The organism is Streptomyces sp. NPDC059718, from assembly GCF_042733315.1.
Classification (GTDB): domain Bacteria; phylum Actinomycetota; class Actinomycetes; order Streptomycetales; family Streptomycetaceae; genus Actinacidiphila.
On the sequence record NZ_JBHWGA010000004.1, the window covers coordinates 255,955 to 271,243 of the forward strand.

General features: G+C 72.7%; 14 protein-coding genes. 5 read left to right on the top strand and 9 right to left on the bottom strand.

The annotated features are described in order from the left end of the window. Positions 1-96 precede the first annotated feature (96 nt). Both ACFV3E_RS07740 and ACFV3E_RS07745 read left to right on the top strand, forming a co-directional pair. Entirely contained in the window at positions 97-1,836 is a 1,740-nt protein-coding gene (locus ACFV3E_RS07740; RefSeq protein WP_500533902.1) for an N-acyl-D-amino-acid deacylase family protein, read from the top strand. A gap of 100 nt (positions 1,837-1,936) precedes the next feature. After that, positions 1,937-2,767, top strand: a complete 831-nt coding sequence (locus ACFV3E_RS07745; RefSeq protein WP_500533903.1) for a TIGR03619 family F420-dependent LLM class oxidoreductase — start codon at positions 1,937-1,939, stop codon at positions 2,765-2,767. A 35-nt stretch (positions 2,768-2,802) separates the two neighbouring features. Here the strand turns inward: ACFV3E_RS07745 and ACFV3E_RS07750 are convergent, their stop codons facing one another. The 4 genes from ACFV3E_RS07750 to ACFV3E_RS07765 all read right to left on the bottom strand — a co-directional run bounded on the left by ACFV3E_RS07750 (position 2,803) and on the right by ACFV3E_RS07765 (position 8,079). Beyond that, on the bottom strand, positions 2,803-3,909 hold the full coding sequence (locus tag ACFV3E_RS07750) for an ADP-ribosylglycohydrolase family protein (RefSeq protein ID WP_500533905.1): 1,107 nt from the start codon (positions 3,907-3,909) through the stop codon (positions 2,803-2,805). Between the two features lie 151 nt (positions 3,910-4,060). Then, entirely contained in the window at positions 4,061-4,543 is a 483-nt protein-coding gene (locus ACFV3E_RS07755; RefSeq protein ID WP_500533906.1) for a hypothetical protein, read from the bottom strand. 17 nt (positions 4,544-4,560) lie between these two features. After that, entirely contained in the window at positions 4,561-5,301 is a 741-nt protein-coding gene (locus ACFV3E_RS07760; protein WP_500533907.1) for an SCO2400 family protein, read from the bottom strand. Positions 5,302-5,505: 204 nt separating this feature from the next. Then, entirely contained in the window at positions 5,506-8,079 is a 2,574-nt protein-coding gene (locus tag ACFV3E_RS07765) for a bifunctional FO biosynthesis protein CofGH (RefSeq protein ID WP_500533908.1), read from the bottom strand. Between the two features lie 123 nt (positions 8,080-8,202). On the opposite strand from ACFV3E_RS07765, the gene ACFV3E_RS07770 reads away from it, so the two are divergent. Both ACFV3E_RS07770 and trxA read left to right on the top strand, forming a co-directional pair. Beyond that, positions 8,203-8,622, top strand: coding sequence for a MerR family transcriptional regulator (locus tag ACFV3E_RS07770; RefSeq protein WP_500533909.1), 420 nt, complete (start codon positions 8,203-8,205; stop codon positions 8,620-8,622). Continuing rightward, positions 8,619-8,954, top strand: coding sequence for a thioredoxin (gene trxA, locus ACFV3E_RS07775; protein ID WP_500533911.1), 336 nt, complete (start codon positions 8,619-8,621; stop codon positions 8,952-8,954). Before ACFV3E_RS07770 ends, trxA begins: the two co-directional genes overlap by 4 nt. Before the next feature lie 59 nt (positions 8,955-9,013). Here the strand turns inward: trxA and ACFV3E_RS07780 are convergent, their stop codons facing one another. The 3 genes from ACFV3E_RS07780 to ACFV3E_RS07790 form a co-directional block, all read right to left on the bottom strand. Beyond that, the gene (locus tag ACFV3E_RS07780) at positions 9,014-10,546 is read right to left on the bottom strand and encodes a sodium:solute symporter family protein (protein ID WP_499512392.1); all 1,533 of its coding nucleotides are present in this window, start codon (positions 10,544-10,546) and stop codon (positions 9,014-9,016) included. A gap of 280 nt (positions 10,547-10,826) precedes the next feature. Further along, positions 10,827-11,612 (bottom strand): SDR family oxidoreductase, encoded by a 786-nt coding sequence (locus tag ACFV3E_RS07785; RefSeq protein ID WP_500533912.1) that lies wholly within the window; start codon positions 11,610-11,612, stop codon positions 10,827-10,829. A gap of 51 nt (positions 11,613-11,663) precedes the next feature. Next, the gene (locus ACFV3E_RS07790) at positions 11,664-12,857 is read right to left on the bottom strand and encodes an aminotransferase-like domain-containing protein (RefSeq protein WP_500533913.1); all 1,194 of its coding nucleotides are present in this window, start codon (positions 12,855-12,857) and stop codon (positions 11,664-11,666) included. Between the two features lie 106 nt (positions 12,858-12,963). Here ACFV3E_RS07790 and ACFV3E_RS07795 point away from each other — a divergent pair, with 106 nt between their 5' ends. Then, positions 12,964-13,809 (top strand): hypothetical protein, encoded by an 846-nt coding sequence (locus tag ACFV3E_RS07795; protein ID WP_500533914.1) that lies wholly within the window; start codon positions 12,964-12,966, stop codon positions 13,807-13,809. Positions 13,810-13,888: 79 nt separating this feature from the next. On the opposite strand, the gene ACFV3E_RS07800 is transcribed toward ACFV3E_RS07795, so the two are convergent. Both ACFV3E_RS07800 and ACFV3E_RS07805 read right to left on the bottom strand, forming a co-directional pair. After that, the gene (locus tag ACFV3E_RS07800) at positions 13,889-14,098 is read right to left on the bottom strand and encodes a DUF397 domain-containing protein (RefSeq protein WP_499512388.1); all 210 of its coding nucleotides are present in this window, start codon (positions 14,096-14,098) and stop codon (positions 13,889-13,891) included. A gap of 159 nt (positions 14,099-14,257) precedes the next feature. Beyond that, positions 14,258-15,115 (bottom strand): helix-turn-helix domain-containing protein, encoded by an 858-nt coding sequence (locus ACFV3E_RS07805; RefSeq protein WP_500533915.1) that lies wholly within the window; start codon positions 15,113-15,115, stop codon positions 14,258-14,260. Positions 15,116-15,289 lie beyond the last annotated feature (174 nt).

Here is a 15,289-nt window from a genome sequence, read left to right on the forward strand (position 1 = left end):
CACCGCGGCGGCGGCCCGCCGCGACCGGGGACGGCCGGGGGCCACACCCGCGCGGCGGGCCGCCCGCCCGCGGCCCAGCAGGAGGAGGGACCACGCATGCTCGACCACCTGATCCGCGGCGCGACGCTCGTCGACGGCACCGGTGCCCCGGCCCGCACGGCCGACGTCGGCCTGCGGGACGGCCGCGTCGTCACGGTCACGCCGCCCGGCCGGACCGAGGAGCCCGCACGGACCACCGAGGACGCGACCGGGCTGGTCCTCACCCCGGGCTTCGTCGACCCGCACACCCACTACGACGCCCAGCTGTTCTGGGACCCCTTCGCGACCCCCTCCATGAACCACGGGGTCACCACCGTCGCCGGCGGCAACTGCGGTTTCACCCTGGCGCCGCTCAAGCCGCGGGACGCCGACTACACCCGCCGGATGATGTCCAAGGTCGAGGGCATGTCGCTGAAGGCCCTGGAGTCCGGGGTCGACTGGAACTGGCAGGGCTTCGGCGACTACCTGGACGCCCTGGAGGGCCGGATCGCCGTCAACGCCGGCTTCATGGTGGGCCACTGCGCGCTGCGCCGCTACGTCATGGGGCCCGACGCCGTCGGCGGGCAGCCCTCACCGGACCAGCTCGACCGCATGCTGCGGCTCTTCCACGAGTCCATGCAGGCCGGTGGCTGGGGCCTGTCGACGACCCAGTCCGCCACCCACTCCGACGGCGACGGCCGTCCGGTGGCCTCGCGGCACGCCCGTCCCGCGGAACTGCTCGCGCTCTCCCGGGCCGTCGGGGAGCACGAGGGCACGCAGATCGAGGCGATCGTCGCCGGTTGCCTGGACACCTTCTCCGACGACGAGATCGACCTCTTCGTCGACATGACCGTGGCCGCGGGCCGCCCGCTCAACTGGAACGTGCTGACCGTCGACGCCGCCGTCCCGGACCGTGTGCCCCGCCAGCTGCAGGCCTCCGAGCGGGCCCGCAAGGCCGGGGGCCGCGTCGTCGCGCTGACGATGCCCATCCTGACCCCGATGAACATGTCGCTCGGCACCTTCTGCGCCCTCAACCTCATCCCCGGCTGGGGCGAGATCCTCTCCCTGCCCGTCCCCGAGCGCATCGCCCGGCTCCGCGACCCCGAGGTCCGCGCGGGGATGCTCCGCCGCGCCGGCAGCCCCGAGGCGGGCGTCTTCCGCCGGCTCGCCGACTTCGGGCGGTACGTCATCGGGGACACGTACTCCGAGGAGAACCGGCGGGCCGGCGTCAGCGGCCGGGTCGTGCGGGACATCGCCGCCGAACGGGGCCAGGACCCCTTCCGCACCCTCGTCGAGATCTGCGCGGCCGACGAGTTGCGTACGGTGCTGTGGCCCATGCCCACCGACAACGACCCGGACAGCTGGGAGCTGCGCCGGAACACCTGGGAGCACGAGGACGTGCTGCTCGGCGGCTCCGACGCGGGTGCCCACCTGGACCGCATGTGCGGGGCGCCGTACACCACCCGGTTCCTCGGCGACTGCCTGCGCGGCCGCCGCCTGGTCCCGCTGGAGAAGGCGGTGCGGATGCTCACCGACGACCCCGCGCGGCTGTTCGGGCTCCGCGGGCGCGGCCGGGTCGCCGAGGGGTACCACGCCGACCTGGTGCTGTTCGACCCCGAGCGGATCGACGCGGGCACCGCCACCCTCGTGCACGACCTGCCGGGCGACAGCCCGCGCCTGGACTCCAGGGCCCGGGGCGTGGTCAGCGTGCGGGTGGGCGGCGTGGAGACGATCCGCGACGACGGGATCACCGGGGCCGTCCCCGGCCGGGTCCTGCGTTCCGGACGGGACACCCGCACGGTCCCCACGGGCGTGTGACCCCGGGGCCGCCCCCGTGGCGGGACACCGTGTCGCGGGTGTCCGCGCCGCGCGGCACGGGCATAACGTTGGCCCACAGCACGGGAGGTGCGACGACGCCATGCGGATCGCCACGACGATCTTCCTGACCGACCACTCCGTCCCCGCCGTCCGGCTCGCCCGGGAACTGGAGGAGCGCGGCTTCGACGGCCTCTACCTCCCGGAGCACACGCACATCCCGGTCAGCCGTCGCACCCCCGCGCCGATGGGCGGCCCGCTGCCGCCGGAGTACGGCCGCACGCTCGACCCCTTCGTGGGCCTGTCCGCCGCCGCGGCCGTCACCCACCGGCTGCGGCTCGGCACCGGGATCACGCTGGTCGCGCAGCACGATCCGATCGTGCTGGCCAAACAGGTCGCGAGCCTGGACTTCCTCTCCGGCGGCCGGTTCACCCTCGGCGTCGGCTTCGGCTGGAATGTGGAGGAGGCCGCCGACCACGGAGTCGACTGGCCGCGCCGCCGGGAACTGGTGCGGGAGCGGATGGCCCTCATGCATGCCCTGTGGGCGCCGGAACCGACCGCGTACGAGGGCGGGTCCTGCCGGGTCGCGGCCAGTCACGCCTGGCCCAAGCCCGCTTCGGGCAAGCGGCCCCGCATCCTGTGCGGCGGCGCCGGGGGCCCCACGCTGTTCGCGCACATCGCCGCGTACGCCGACGGCTGGATGCCGATCGGCGGGGGCGGGCTGACGGAGAGCGTGCCGCGGCTGCGCCGGGTGTGGGAGGACGCCGGCCGGGACGCCAAGGCGCTCCAGGTCGTGCCGTACGCGGTGCGCCCCGACCCGGGCAAGCTGGCGTACTACCGGGACCAGGGCCTGGAGGAGGTCGTGCTGCAACTGCCGTCCGCGGGAACGGCGGACGTGCTGCGCACGCTCGACGACTACGCGCAGTACCTCTGACCTCGGCCTGCGCCCGCCGCCGCTCCGGCCTGCGCTCAGGTGCCGGGGTAGCGCTCCAGCCACGCCGCGGAAGCGCCGCCGGGACCGTGCAGTGCGGGGCCCTGCGTCATCTCCATGGCGAAGTCGTCGGCGAGCTGGAGGATGGTGCCCCGGCCCTCCAGTTCCGCGGTCCACGCCGGGGGCAGGGCGGTCTCGCCGTGCTGCACGCCCAGCAGGTTGCCGCAGATCGAACCGGTGGAGTCGCTGTCCCCGGAATGGTTGACCGCGAGCAGCAGTCCGTGCCGGACGTCCTCGGCGACCAGGGCGCAGTAGACGCCGATGGCGAGCGCCTCCTCGGCGGTCCGGCCCGCGCCCAGGGACTCCACGCGCTCCGCGCCGGGCAGCCCCTGGCGTACGGCGCCGAGGGCGGCCTGCAGTGCCACGGAGGTCTCCTCGTGCCCGGGGCGCGCCGCGATCAGGGCCAGCGTGTGCTGCACGGCGCCGTCCAGGGCCTCGCCGCGGGCCAGTCCGTGGACGATGACGGCGAAGGCGCCGGCGGCCAGGACACCGGTGGGATGGCCGTGCGTCTGCGCGGCGCACTCGACGGCGAGCTGGAACACCAGCTGCGGCTCCCAGCCGACCAGCAGGCCGAAGGGCGCGGACCGTACGACCGCGCCGCAGTCCTTGGCGTCCGGGTTCTTGGGGTTGTCGAGGGTGCCCATCCGCTCGTCGCCGAGCCCGGTCAGGCAGGCCCTCCCGGGGTCGCGGCGCGCGTACAGCCACTCCTCGCGGGCCAGCCAGCCGGCGTCCTTGCGGCGCTCGTCGGGCCCCCAGTCGTTCTGCGTGGCCGCCCAGCGCAGGTGGGCCCGGTGCACGTCGGTGGGCGGGTGCCAGGCCCCGGCGTCGCGGCGCACCTGGGCGCGTATCAGGCCCTCGGCGGTGAACAGCGTCATCTGGGTGCCGTCGGTGACGGCCCCCCGCCGCCCGTACGCCGGGACGTAGTCGGTGACCCCGTCCTCGCCGTGCGCCTTCCGCAGGGCGGCCAGGGAGTCGAACCCGACGCCGGCGCCGAGGGCGTCGCCGATCGCACCACCGAGCAGACAACCGCGCACCCGGCTGCGGAAGTCCTGCTGCTCGGCACGCCCCCATATGGCCCCGACCATGACCAACGCCTCTCTGCTCGACCTGACCAAGCACTGTAATCGACCCAGATCGGTCGGCTTCCGGTCACGAACGCAATGTGGTCGGTCACGCATCGGCGAAGGCCCCCGCTGCCGTGGCAACGGGGGCCTTCGAGGGGCTGGGGCGCGGGGGTTACCAGTTGCGGCCCTGCCACGCGGGCCGGGGGGCCCGGATGCCGCGGGTCAGTGCCCAGCGGGCCGCGCCCGCGAGCAGGGAGGTGACGATCAGCCCGATGAAGAGGTTCACCACGCAGGTGGCGAGCATCTCGTTGGAGCGGTGCAGGGCCAGCGGGATCACCACGGCGAAGAGGGTCAGTCCGGCCATGATCCAGCCGAAGAACAGCATGGCGCGGGGCGTCGTCGTGAGGAGGACGCGCAGCAGGAGGGTCGCGGCGAGCGCGACGAGCGCCGCCCCGAGGACGTAGGCGGTGGCGGCGGCGTCGCGCCACAGCCCGTAGCCCTGGGGGGCGAAGAGCGGCAGCAGCAGGAATCTCTGCGCGACCAGGATGCCCGCCTTGGCCAGCAGGCCGGCGAGCACCGCGGTCGCGGCTCCGACTCCCCACAACCGCCAGGCGTGGATGCGGCGGCGGTCGTGGTCTGCGTGGCTGCTTGACACGTGAGGTTCCTTTCCGGTCAGCCGACGCAGAGGACCAGGAGGCACAACTGCATCGGTGACTTCGTTGCCGACGGCGTGGGGGCCGCCGTCGTCGTGGGGGGTGTGGCCGGGACGTCCGCGGGGGAGTGGGGGGCGGACGAGGGCGCGGTGGTGGGCGGGGCGGTGTCCGCGGGCACGGGGACGGCCGTGACCGTGCCGGCCCGGGGACGGGTGTCGCCCTGCGGGGCGGTGTGCGCCGGCGCGGTGGTGCCGGTGGCGGACGGTGCGGCGTGGGGTGCGTCGCCGCGCGGCGCGGTGGTGGCGGGGTGTGCGCGCTGACCGGGGCGGTGCGTGGCGTCGCCGCCCGGCTGCGCGGGGATCGAGGAGAGCGGCACGGTGCGGGCGGTGGCCGGGACCAGGGTCTCCGCGGCCGCCGCCGTGTCGGCCCGGCCCTTGGAGCCGCCGTGCGGCAGCGCCGCGACGGTGAGGCCGCCGCCGACGAGCGCCACGGCCGTGGCCGCCGCGGCACGCCGCCGGTTCTTCTTCCAGCGTTCCATCTGCCGTCGCCGGGCCGCACGACCCTGCAGCGACGGGTCGGCGTCGTCCTGTTCGGTTCCGTCGGGGTCGTCCGGGGAGTCCGTGTCGCGGAGCCTCTCCCATTCGGCGGTCGGGTCCGGGCCCTGCCACATGGGCGGTGCGATGTCGGGTGCGTACGCGCCGCACCCCGGACACACGAGAGCCCCGTTGAGATGCCGACGGCAAGAGGAGCAGTAGTCCATGTCCGAGTCTTTCTCTGCTGACGACGCCGCCGGGGGACGTCGGCGGCAGGTCCGCGCGCACGTTCACCGTGCAGGGCGGGACGGCCAGCAACGCTAACGACACCTCCCGAAGGAGGTGCGCAGCCTGTGTGACGCTTTTGGAGAGTTGCTCGGACTCTTTTGCACAGGTTGCCGGGGGGCGCGGCCCGGGGGCCGCGCCCCGGCTCAGTCCTCGAGGACGGGCAGCAGTTCGGGCAGGTGGCCGTCGGAGGCCAGACCTGCGGCGATGCGCTCGGCGGGTACCTCGCCGTAGGTCGTGGTGCGCTGCCGGGCCGGGCGGCCGGCGGCGTCGGCGATGGCGACCAGGTCGCGGATGGAGCGGTAGGAGCCGTAACCGGAGCCCGCCATGCGGGAGATGGTCTCCTCCATCAGGGTGCCGCCGAGGTCGTTGGCGCCGGAGCGCAGCATCTCGGCGGCGCCCTCGGTCCCGAGCTTGACCCAGCTGGTCTGGATGTTGCGGATGTGGGGGTGGAGCAGGAGGCGGGCCATCGCGGTGACCGCGCGGTTGTCGCGCAGGGTGGGGCCCGGGCGGGCGATGCCGGCCAGGTAGACGGGCGCGTTGGTGTGGATGAACGGCAGCGTCACGAACTCGGTGAAGCCGCCGGTCTCCTGCTGGATCCGGGCGAGCAGCCGCAGGTGGGCGAGCCAGTGGTGGGGCTGGTCGACGTGGCCGTACATCATGGTGGAGGAGGAGGGCAGGCCCAGCTTGTGTGCGGTGGTGATGACCTCGACCCAGGTGGCGGCGGGCAGTTTGCCCTTGGTCAGGACCCAGCGGACCTCGTCGTCGAGGATCTCGGCGGCGGTGCCGGGGACGGAGTCCAGGCCGGCTTCCTTGGCGGCGGTCAGCCATTCGCGGAGGGACAGGCCGGTGCGGGTGGCGCCGTTGACGACCTCCATGGGGGAGAAGGCGTGCACGTGCATGCCGGGTACGCGTTCCTTCACCGCCCGTGCGATGTCGAAGTAGGCGGTGCCGGGCAGGTCGGGGTGGATGCCGCCTTGCATGCAGACTTCGGTGGCGCCGAGCTGCCAGGCCTGTTCCGCCCGGTCGGCGACCTGGGACAGGGACAGGGTGTAGGCGTCGGCGTCGGTGCGGCGCTGGGCGAAGGCGCAGAACCGGCAGCCGGTGTAGCAGACGTTGGTGAAGTTGATGTTCCGTGTGACGACGTAGGTGACCTCGTCGCCCACCGCGTCGCGGCGCACGTCGTCGGCGATCCGGCACAGCGCGTCCAGCGCCGCCCCGTCGGCGTGCAGCAGCGCGAGCGCCTCGGCGTCGGTCAGCTTCGTGGGGTCGTCGGCGGCCACGGACAGCGCGGTGCGCACATCGGCCTCGATGCGGTCCGGGACCAGGCCGGGGGCGGCCTGTTCGCGCAGCGCCTCCCAGTCCCCGTAGACCTCGTCGAAGTCGTCCCGGCGGTCACCGCTGCGTCCCTCGGTGTCGATGGTGCGGTGCAGGTCGGTGCGGCCCGCGGCGGTGAAGACCTCCTCCGGCTCCTGCCACGGACGGCCGGTGACCTCGGCGTCCTCGCGCGCCAGGCCGGTGGCCGGGTCGGCCAGCGCGGTGACGTGCGGCAGCAGCCGCGGGTCCAGCCACGGCTCGCCGCGCCGGACGAACTCCGGGTAGACGCAGAGCCGTTCGCGCAGGCTGAAGCCCACCTCCGCCGAGCGTGCCGCCAGCTCCTCGATCTGCGGCCAGGGCCGCTCGGGGTTGACGTGGTCCGGGGTCAGCGGCGAGACCCCGCCCCAGTCGTCGATGCCTGCCCCGATCAGCCGGGCGTACTCCGCGTCCACCAGGTTCGGCGGCGCCTGGAGGCAGGCCGACGGCCCCATGATGTGCCGGGCGACCGCCACCGTGGCCACCAGGTCGTCCAGTTCCGCGTCCGGCATGCCGCGCATCGCGGTGTCCGGCTTGGCGCGGAAGTTCTGGATGATCAGTTCCTGGATGCCGTGGTACGACCGGGCGACGCGGCGCAGCGCGAACAGCGACTCGGCACGCTCCTCGTACGTCTCCCCGATGCCGATGAGCAGCCCGCTGGTGAACGGCACGGAGCTGCGCCCCGCGTCCTCCAGCACCCGCAGCCGTACGGCCGGTTCCTTGTCGGGGGAGCCGTAGTGCGGGCCGCCGGGCTCGCTCCACAGCCGGGTCGCCGTCGTCTCCAGCATCATGCCCATCGAGGGGGCGACCGGCTTCAGCCGCTGGAAGTCCGTCCAGCTCATGACCCCCGGGTTGAGGTGCGGCAGCAGCCCCGTCTCCTCCAGGATCCGGATGGACATCGCCCGCACGTACGCGATGGTGTCGTCGTAGCCGTGGGCGTCCAGCCACTCCCGCGCCTCGGGCCACCGCTCCTCCGGCTTGTCCCCGAGGGTGATCAGGGCTTCCTTGCAGCCGAGTTCGGCACCGCGCCGGGCGATCTCCAGCACCTCGTCCGGGGACATGAACATCCCGTGCCCGGCCCGCCGCAGCTTGCCGGGGACGGTCACGAAGGTGCAGTAGTGGCATTTGTCCCGGCACAGGCGGGTGAGCGGGATGAAGACGCTCTTGGAGTAGGTGATGATCCCGGGCCGTCCCGCCGCCTCCAGGCCCGCGTCCCGCACCCGGGCCGCGCTCTCCGTCAGGGCGGCGAGGTCCGCCCCCCGCGCCTGGAGCAGCACCGCGGCCTCCGCGGTGTCGAGCGCGACGCCGTCACGGGCACGCCTCAGGGCACGGCGCATGCTGTTGGTGGTGGGCGGAGTGTGGGTCATCCTCCGAGGATAGGCGCGGCGTACGTCAGTCGGCGGTGTCGGGAGGATCACCGGGCCGCCGGGCCCCGACGGGGAATACCCGGGCTGGCCTTGACGTCCGCGTCAAGGTCTACCGTCGGGGGCATGCGGATCGGAGAACTCGCCGAACGGGCCGGGACCACCACCCGCGCCCTGCGCCACTACGAATCGCTCGGCCTGCTGCGGGCCCGGCGCACGGGCAACGGCTACCGGGCCTACGACGAGCAGGACCTGCGACTGCTCCGGCAGATCCAGGCGCTGCGCGCCTTCGGCTTCGAACTGGAGGACACCCGGCCGTTCGTGGACTGCCTGCGGGCCGGCCACCCGGAGGGTGACTCCTGCGCCGCCTCGATCGACGTCTACCGGCGCAAGCTGGCCGAGCTCGACGAGTGCATCGACCGTCTGGGGGAGCTCCGCGAGCGGCTCGGCTCGCAGCTCGTCCGCGCGGAGCTGGCCTCGGCCGGGGGCACCTCCGAACCGCGCTGTGAGTTCAGCTGCGAGGCAAACGAGGGGAGTACGCGATGACGACGCACATCGAGGGCCTGACCGAGGTGACCGACGCGACGTTCGCGGAGGAGGTGCTGGGGGCCAAGGGGCCGGTGCTGGTGGAGTTCACCGCCGACTGGTGCCCGCCCTGCCGCCAGATCGCCCCGGTCCTGGCGGAGGTCGCCCGCGAGGAGGCGGGCCGGCTGAAGGTCGTCCAGCTCGACGTGGACCACAACCCGCGGGTGACGTCGGCGTACGGCGTCCTGTCGATGCCCACCCTGATGGTCTTCCGGTCGGGGGAGCCGGTGAGGTCCCTGGTGGGGGCGCGGCCGAAGCGACGGCTCCTGCAGGAGCTCGCCGACGTCCTGTGAGGGCGCGGGCACCCGGGCGGGTCCCGGGGCGGGTGAAGGCCCGCCCCGGGAACCGGCCGTCAGGCCTTCGCGGGCTCCTCGGGCAGGGTCGCGGCGGCGGCCGCGTCGTCCCCGTCCCCGTCGGAGTTGATCCGCGCCAGGACCGCGTCGCGCTCCGGGGTGTCCTCCGGCTTGACGAAGCCGATGAGCACGTACAGCACGAGGCTGACCGCGAGCGGCGTCACGATCTGGATCTGCAGCTGCACCCCGTCCAGGCCGTAGTTGGTGAGCCAGAAGGCGAACAGGCCCGCCGCCCAGGAGACCAGCGCCGCCGTCGGGCCGGACTTGCGGAACGTCCGCAGCAGGCCGAGCATGAACGGGATCGCGATCGGGCCCATCAGGCCGGCCACCCACTTGATGACGACCGTGATGATGTCCTTGAAGGTCGGCGAGTTGACCTGGGTGGCCACCGCCATCGACAGGGCGAGGAAGGCCACGGTGGTGAGCCGCGCCGCGAGCAGTCCGGCCCGTGCGTTCCAGCCGCGCGCCGCCTTGGACAGCACCGGGGCGATGTCCCGGGTGAAGACGGCGGCGATGGCGTTGGCGTCGGAGGAGCACATGGCCATGGTGTGCGAGAAGAAGCCGACGACCACCAGGCCCAGCAGGCCGTGCGGCAGCAGTTGCTCGGTCAGCAGGGCGTATGAGTCGGAGGCGTCCGGCTTCTGCGCCTTCACCAGCAGCGGGGCGACCCACATCGGGAAGAACAGGATCAGCGGCCAGACGAACCACAGCACGGACGACAGCCGCGCGGAGCGCGTGGCCTCGCGGGCGTTGCTCGTGGCCATGTAGCGCTGGGCCTGGTTCCACATGCCGCCGTTGTACTCGAACGTCTTGATGAACAGGTACGCCAGCAGGAAGGTCAGGGTGTACGGCCCGGCGGTCGGGGCGGTGTGGTTGTCGGGCAGCTTGTCCCAGACCGTCCACAGCCCGCTGATCCCGCCGATCTCGCCCAGCACGGCGACCAGCATGGCGAGGCCGGCCAGCAGCTGGATGACGAACTGGCCCAGCTCGGTGAGGGCGTCCGCCCACAGGCCGCCGACGGTGCAGTAGACGGCCGTGACGGCGCCGGTGATGAGGATGCCCTGGTTGAGGGAGACCCCGGTGAACACCGACAGGAGGGTGGCGATCGCCGCCCACTTGGCGCCCACGTCGACGATCTTGAGCAGCACGCCGGAGACGGCGAGGGCCTGCTGGGTCGGGACGTTGTAGCGGGTCTTCAGGTACTCCAGCGGCGAGGCCACGTGCAGCCGCGAGCGCAGCCGGTTGAGCCGGGGCGCGAAGAGGTTGGCGCCGATGGCGATGCCGATGGCGATGGGGAAGGACCAGGTGACGTACGAGGTGACGCCGTAGGTGTAGGCGATGCCGGCGTACCCGGTGAACATGACCGCGCTGTAGCCGGACATGTGGTGCGAGATGCCGGACAGCCACCAGGGCATGCGACCGCCCGCGGTGAAGAAGTCGCTGACGTCGTCGACGCGTTTGTGGGACCACAGGCCGATGGCGACCATCACGCCGAAGTAGCCGACGAGTACGGCCCAGTCGAGACTGTTCATGCGTTGTTGCCCCTTCCAGGGGTCCGCCTTGTGAACGGGAGCGCACTTCGCCGGTACGTCCGTCGCGGGGCGGCGCCCCAGATTGAACCGCCTGGAAAGGGGATGGTCAAGACCATCGGCGTTCAAGGACATGAACACCGATCAGCGAGTAGAACGATTTTACTTGTTCTTGACCTTACTTCACGTTGTTGTGAACCTGCTCGGCGCCCCACGATGAGCGGGTACTTCGCCGGAACGACCGCACGTCGAGCGGAGCCCGCCCGGGCTCCGACCGTCCCTGTCAGCGCATCAGTTCGCCCGCGTTCACCAGCAGCGACTGCCCGGTGATCGCGCGCGCCCGGTCGGAGGCGAGGAAGACCGCGGCCTCGGCCACGTCGCCGTCCGTGGCCAGCTCCGGCAGAGCCATCCGGTCCGCGAGCCGGTGCAGCACCTCGTCCTCGGGCACGCCCTCGGTGTGCGCGGTGAAGCCGACGTAGGCCTGGACCGGCGGGCCCCACATCCAGCCCGGCAGCACGGTGTTGACCCGGATCCGTTCCGGGCCGAGTTCGCGGGCGAGCGAGTACATCGCCGAGGTCAGCGCGCCCTTGGAGGACGCGTACGCCGCCTGGCGCACCTGGGACGGCGCGGCCACGGCGGACTGGGTGCCGATGAAGACCACCGAGCCGCCGCCGCGCCCGCGCAGGCCGGGCAGGCAGGCCCGGGTCATCCGCAGCGTGCCGAGCAGGTTGACGTCCAGCACCGTCCTCCAGGTCTCGAAGTCGGCGTCGGCCAGACCGCCGAAGTAGCCGTCCATGGCGGCGACGTGGACGACCGCGTCGATCCCGCCGAAACGCTCCTGCGCGAGGGCGGCCAGCGCCTCGCACTGCGCGGCGTCCTTGATGTCCGTGGAGCGCCAGGCGACGTGGGCGCCCCCGGGGTCGATCTCGTCGGCCGCCTTGGCCAGGTGCGCCTCGGTACGGGCCCCGAGCACCGCGTTCCCGCCGTCGCGGACGACGGCCTGGGCGACGCGTTGTCCGAGGCCGGCCCCGACCCCGGACACCACCACGGTCTTGTCGCGCAGCAGCACGGCCCACCACCTCCACCCGGACGGATGAACTGACGGATCGTCAGAATAGGCTCACCCGCCCGCGATGGCCAGGGCCTTGGCGAGCCTGCGCAGCCCCTCCCCGATCTCGTCCGGGGTGTACGTCACGAAGGACAGCCGCAGGGCCGAACGGTCGGGCTCGCCCGCGTAGAAGGGCGCCCCCGGCACGTAGGCCACGTCGTGGGCCACCACCTGGGGCAGCAGCTCGGAGGCGTCGTAACCGGCGGGCAGCCGGGCCCAGACGAACATGCCGCCCTCGGGCCGGTTCCACGAGCTGCCCTCGGGCAGCGCGCCGGGCAGTCCGGCCAGCAGGGCGTCCCGCCGCTCCCGGTAGGCGGCGCGGACCCGGGTCAGATGGGCGTCGAGGTCGGAGTCGGCGAGGTAGCGGGCGGCGGCGGCCTGGTCCACGGTCGAGGTGTGCAGGTCGGCGGACTGCTTGGCGACCACGCACGCCCGGCGCAGGGCGGCCGGGGCGCGCAGCCAGCCGAGCCGCATCCCGGGGGCCATGATCTTGGACAGGCTGCCGAGCAGGACCGTACGGTCGGCGGCCGCCTCGTGGGAGGCGATCCACGGCTCCGCCTCTCCGTCGTAGCGCAGTTCGCCGTAGGGGTCGTCCTCCGCGATCCACAGCCCGTGCCGTTCGGCGATCAGGGCGACCGCCTGCCGGCGCTCGGCGGTCGTCGTGCGGCCCGTGGGGTTCTGGAAGGTCGGCACCAGGTAGAGCAGCTTGGCCTTCTCCCGGACCACGGCCAGCTCCAGGGACATCGGGTCGATGCCGTCCGCGCCGGAGGGGACGGGCACCACGCGGGCGCCCGCGAAGGCGAAGCACTGCAGCGCCGCCAGGTAGCCCGGGTCCTCCACGAGGACGACGTCCCCGGGTTCCAGCAGGGCGGTGGAGATCAGGGTGAGGGCCTGCTGGGAGCCGCCGGTGACGAGCAGGTCGTCGGAGCCGGTGGGCAGTCCCGCCCGGCTGAGCCGGCCGGCGACCGCCGTGCGCAGCGCCGGGTCCCCCTCGGTGGTGGAGTACTGCAGCACCCGCTCGGGCGCCTCGGCGAGGACGCGGTCGTACGCGGCGCGTAGCGCCGCGGCGTCGAAGAGCTCGGGGGCGGGCAGCCCGCCGGCGAAGGAGATCACCTCCGGGCGGGCGGTCAGCGCGAGGATCTCCCGTACCGGCGAGCCGCCGACGGAGGTGGCGCGGGTGGCGAGGCCGGGGACGGCGGCACGCATGACGGGCTCCTTCGCTGTGGGCGGGCGATTTCGCGGACCGTACACAGATGGGCCGGGCGCCGCCGCGGGCTTCCATATCTGACACTTGGTCAGCTACACCGTATGCATGACCGAAGAAGACACCCGCAGCGAGGTCTACGGCGAACTGGCCTCCGTCGGCCCGTACGGCCCGGGCCTCGGCCACGCGCTCATCACCATGGTCGAGCCGCACCCCGGCCACGAGTACGCCTACAACCGCTGGTACGAGGACGACCACTTCATCGCCGGCGCCATGGCCATGCCCTGGATGTACGCCGGGCGTCGCTGGGTGGCCACCCGGGACCTGCAGTTACTGCGCTACCCGGAGAAGTCCGCGGTGGCCCGGCCCGTCACCGAGGGCTGCTACATCACCGTGTACTGGATCACGGCCGGGCGCTACGCGGACCACATGAAGTGGACCGTCGCCATCAACCGGCGCCTCAACCGCGACGCCCGCGTCCACCACGACCGCACCCACGTCTTCACCGCCTTCCAGGACCACGCCGTCACCGTCTACCGCGACGGGCCGGCCGGTCCCCGGGACTTCCACGCGCTCGACCACCCCTACGCGGGGCTGGTCGTCGAGGTGGTCGACACCGACACCCCGCAGGAGTGCGACGCGCTGTTCGGCCTGCTGCGCGACCGCCACCTGCCGCGGCGGCTGGCCGGCTCGCCTTCCGCGATGGTGGCCGTCTTCCGTCCCACACCGCTTCCGCTGGAGCGGGTGTCGTACGTGAAGCAGGTCGAGGGCGTCGGCACCCGGCTCACCCTGCTGTGGTTCCTGCAGCGGGACCCGCGCGAGGTGTGGGAGGAGCACTTCACGGGGCTGGACACCGAGGTGGCCGGCACGGGGCTCGGCCGGGTCGAACTCGTCGCGCCCTTCGTCCCCACGGTGCCCGGGACCGACACCTACGTCGACCGGTTGCGGGGGTAGGGCGCCGGGGTGGCAGTGAGCCCCCTCGGCCAGGACGGCGTGCCGGTCGAGAGGGCCCGTACGGGTACTGCGTCGGTGCTCAGTCGAGGTCGTACGTCCCGTGGCCGACGTCCGCGACGAACGCCGCCCAGGCCTCGGGGGAGAAGGCGAGCGTCGGGCCGTCGGGGTCCTTGGAGTCGCGGACGTCGACGGCCGATGTCGTACGGGAGGCCACCTCGACGCAGGCGCCATTTCCCTGGGAACGGGTGGACTTGGTCCACGCCCTGGTGTTTCCGAGCTGAATAGCCATGATCGCTCCGAGCTTTCTTTTTGTGCAGCTCTGACGTGATCGAAGCTACTCGCCAACATCACTGCCCACAGCGGCTATTACCTCCAACGGGTGGCATATTCCAGGAGGTCTTCCGCCTCACGGGGCGCAGGTGTACTCTGCGGGATTCCCTCCGGAGGGTCAGCGTGCGTACTCCTTCGCGGCGTCCGCGATGAACTGCCGGCTCTGCTCCGCGCTGAGCGCCTGGGCCCGCAGGTGCTCGTACATCACGCTGTAGCCGTGCACGTCCGTCGGCTTCTCCAGGTACAGGTCGCTCGTGACGCCCTCGATGTAGACGACGCTGGAGTCGGTGGCGTCGGCGAACTCCAGGATCGCGAAGTTGCCGGACATGCCGGGGTGGGCGCCGGCGTCGTACGGCAGGACCTGGACCGTGACGTGCGCCTGGGTGCCCATCTGGGCCAGGTACTCCAGCTGTTCGCGCATCACGTCCTTGGTGCCGACGACACGGCGCAGCGCGGACTCGTCCATCACCACCCAGAAGCGCAGCGGCGAGTCCGGGTCGGTGACGCGCTCCTGGCGCCGCAGCCGGATCTCGATCCGCTTCTCGATCTGCTCGGGCGTGGCCTCGGGGAGCGTCCCCTCGATGACGGCCGAGGCGTAGTTGCGGGTCTGCAGCAGCCCCGGCACCACCAGGGAGTCGTAGACGCGCAGGGACTCGGCCTCGGTCTCCAGGCCGATGTAGACGCTGTAGGGGACGTCGCCGAAGGCGTGCCACCAGCCCTGCTGCCGGGACTCGCGCGCCATGTTCATCAGGGAGTCGACGAGGCGGCTGTCCTCGACCCCGTACACGCTGCACAGGTCGCGCACGTCGCGCTGGCTGATGCTCCGGCGCCCGTTCTCCAGCCTGCTGATCTTCGACTGGGAGACCAGCAGCCGGGCGGCGACCTCCTCCGCGGTCATCCCCTTCTGCTCGCGCAGCTTGCGCAGTTCCGAGCCGAGTCGGCGTCGCCTGACGGTGGGATTGACGTTGGCGGCCACGGGATGTGCACCTCCGGATTCCGGACTGGTCCGTGTTCTCTGCAGATATGTACTGCTGGTCAGCAGAGTGCCACTATCGGTCATCCCGCCGCTGGGAATTGGTCATATGCTGCGCTCGTCGAAAGAGCGGACAAACGGCCGCGCGCGGGGCGGCGGCCGGCCGGTGCCGGTCGC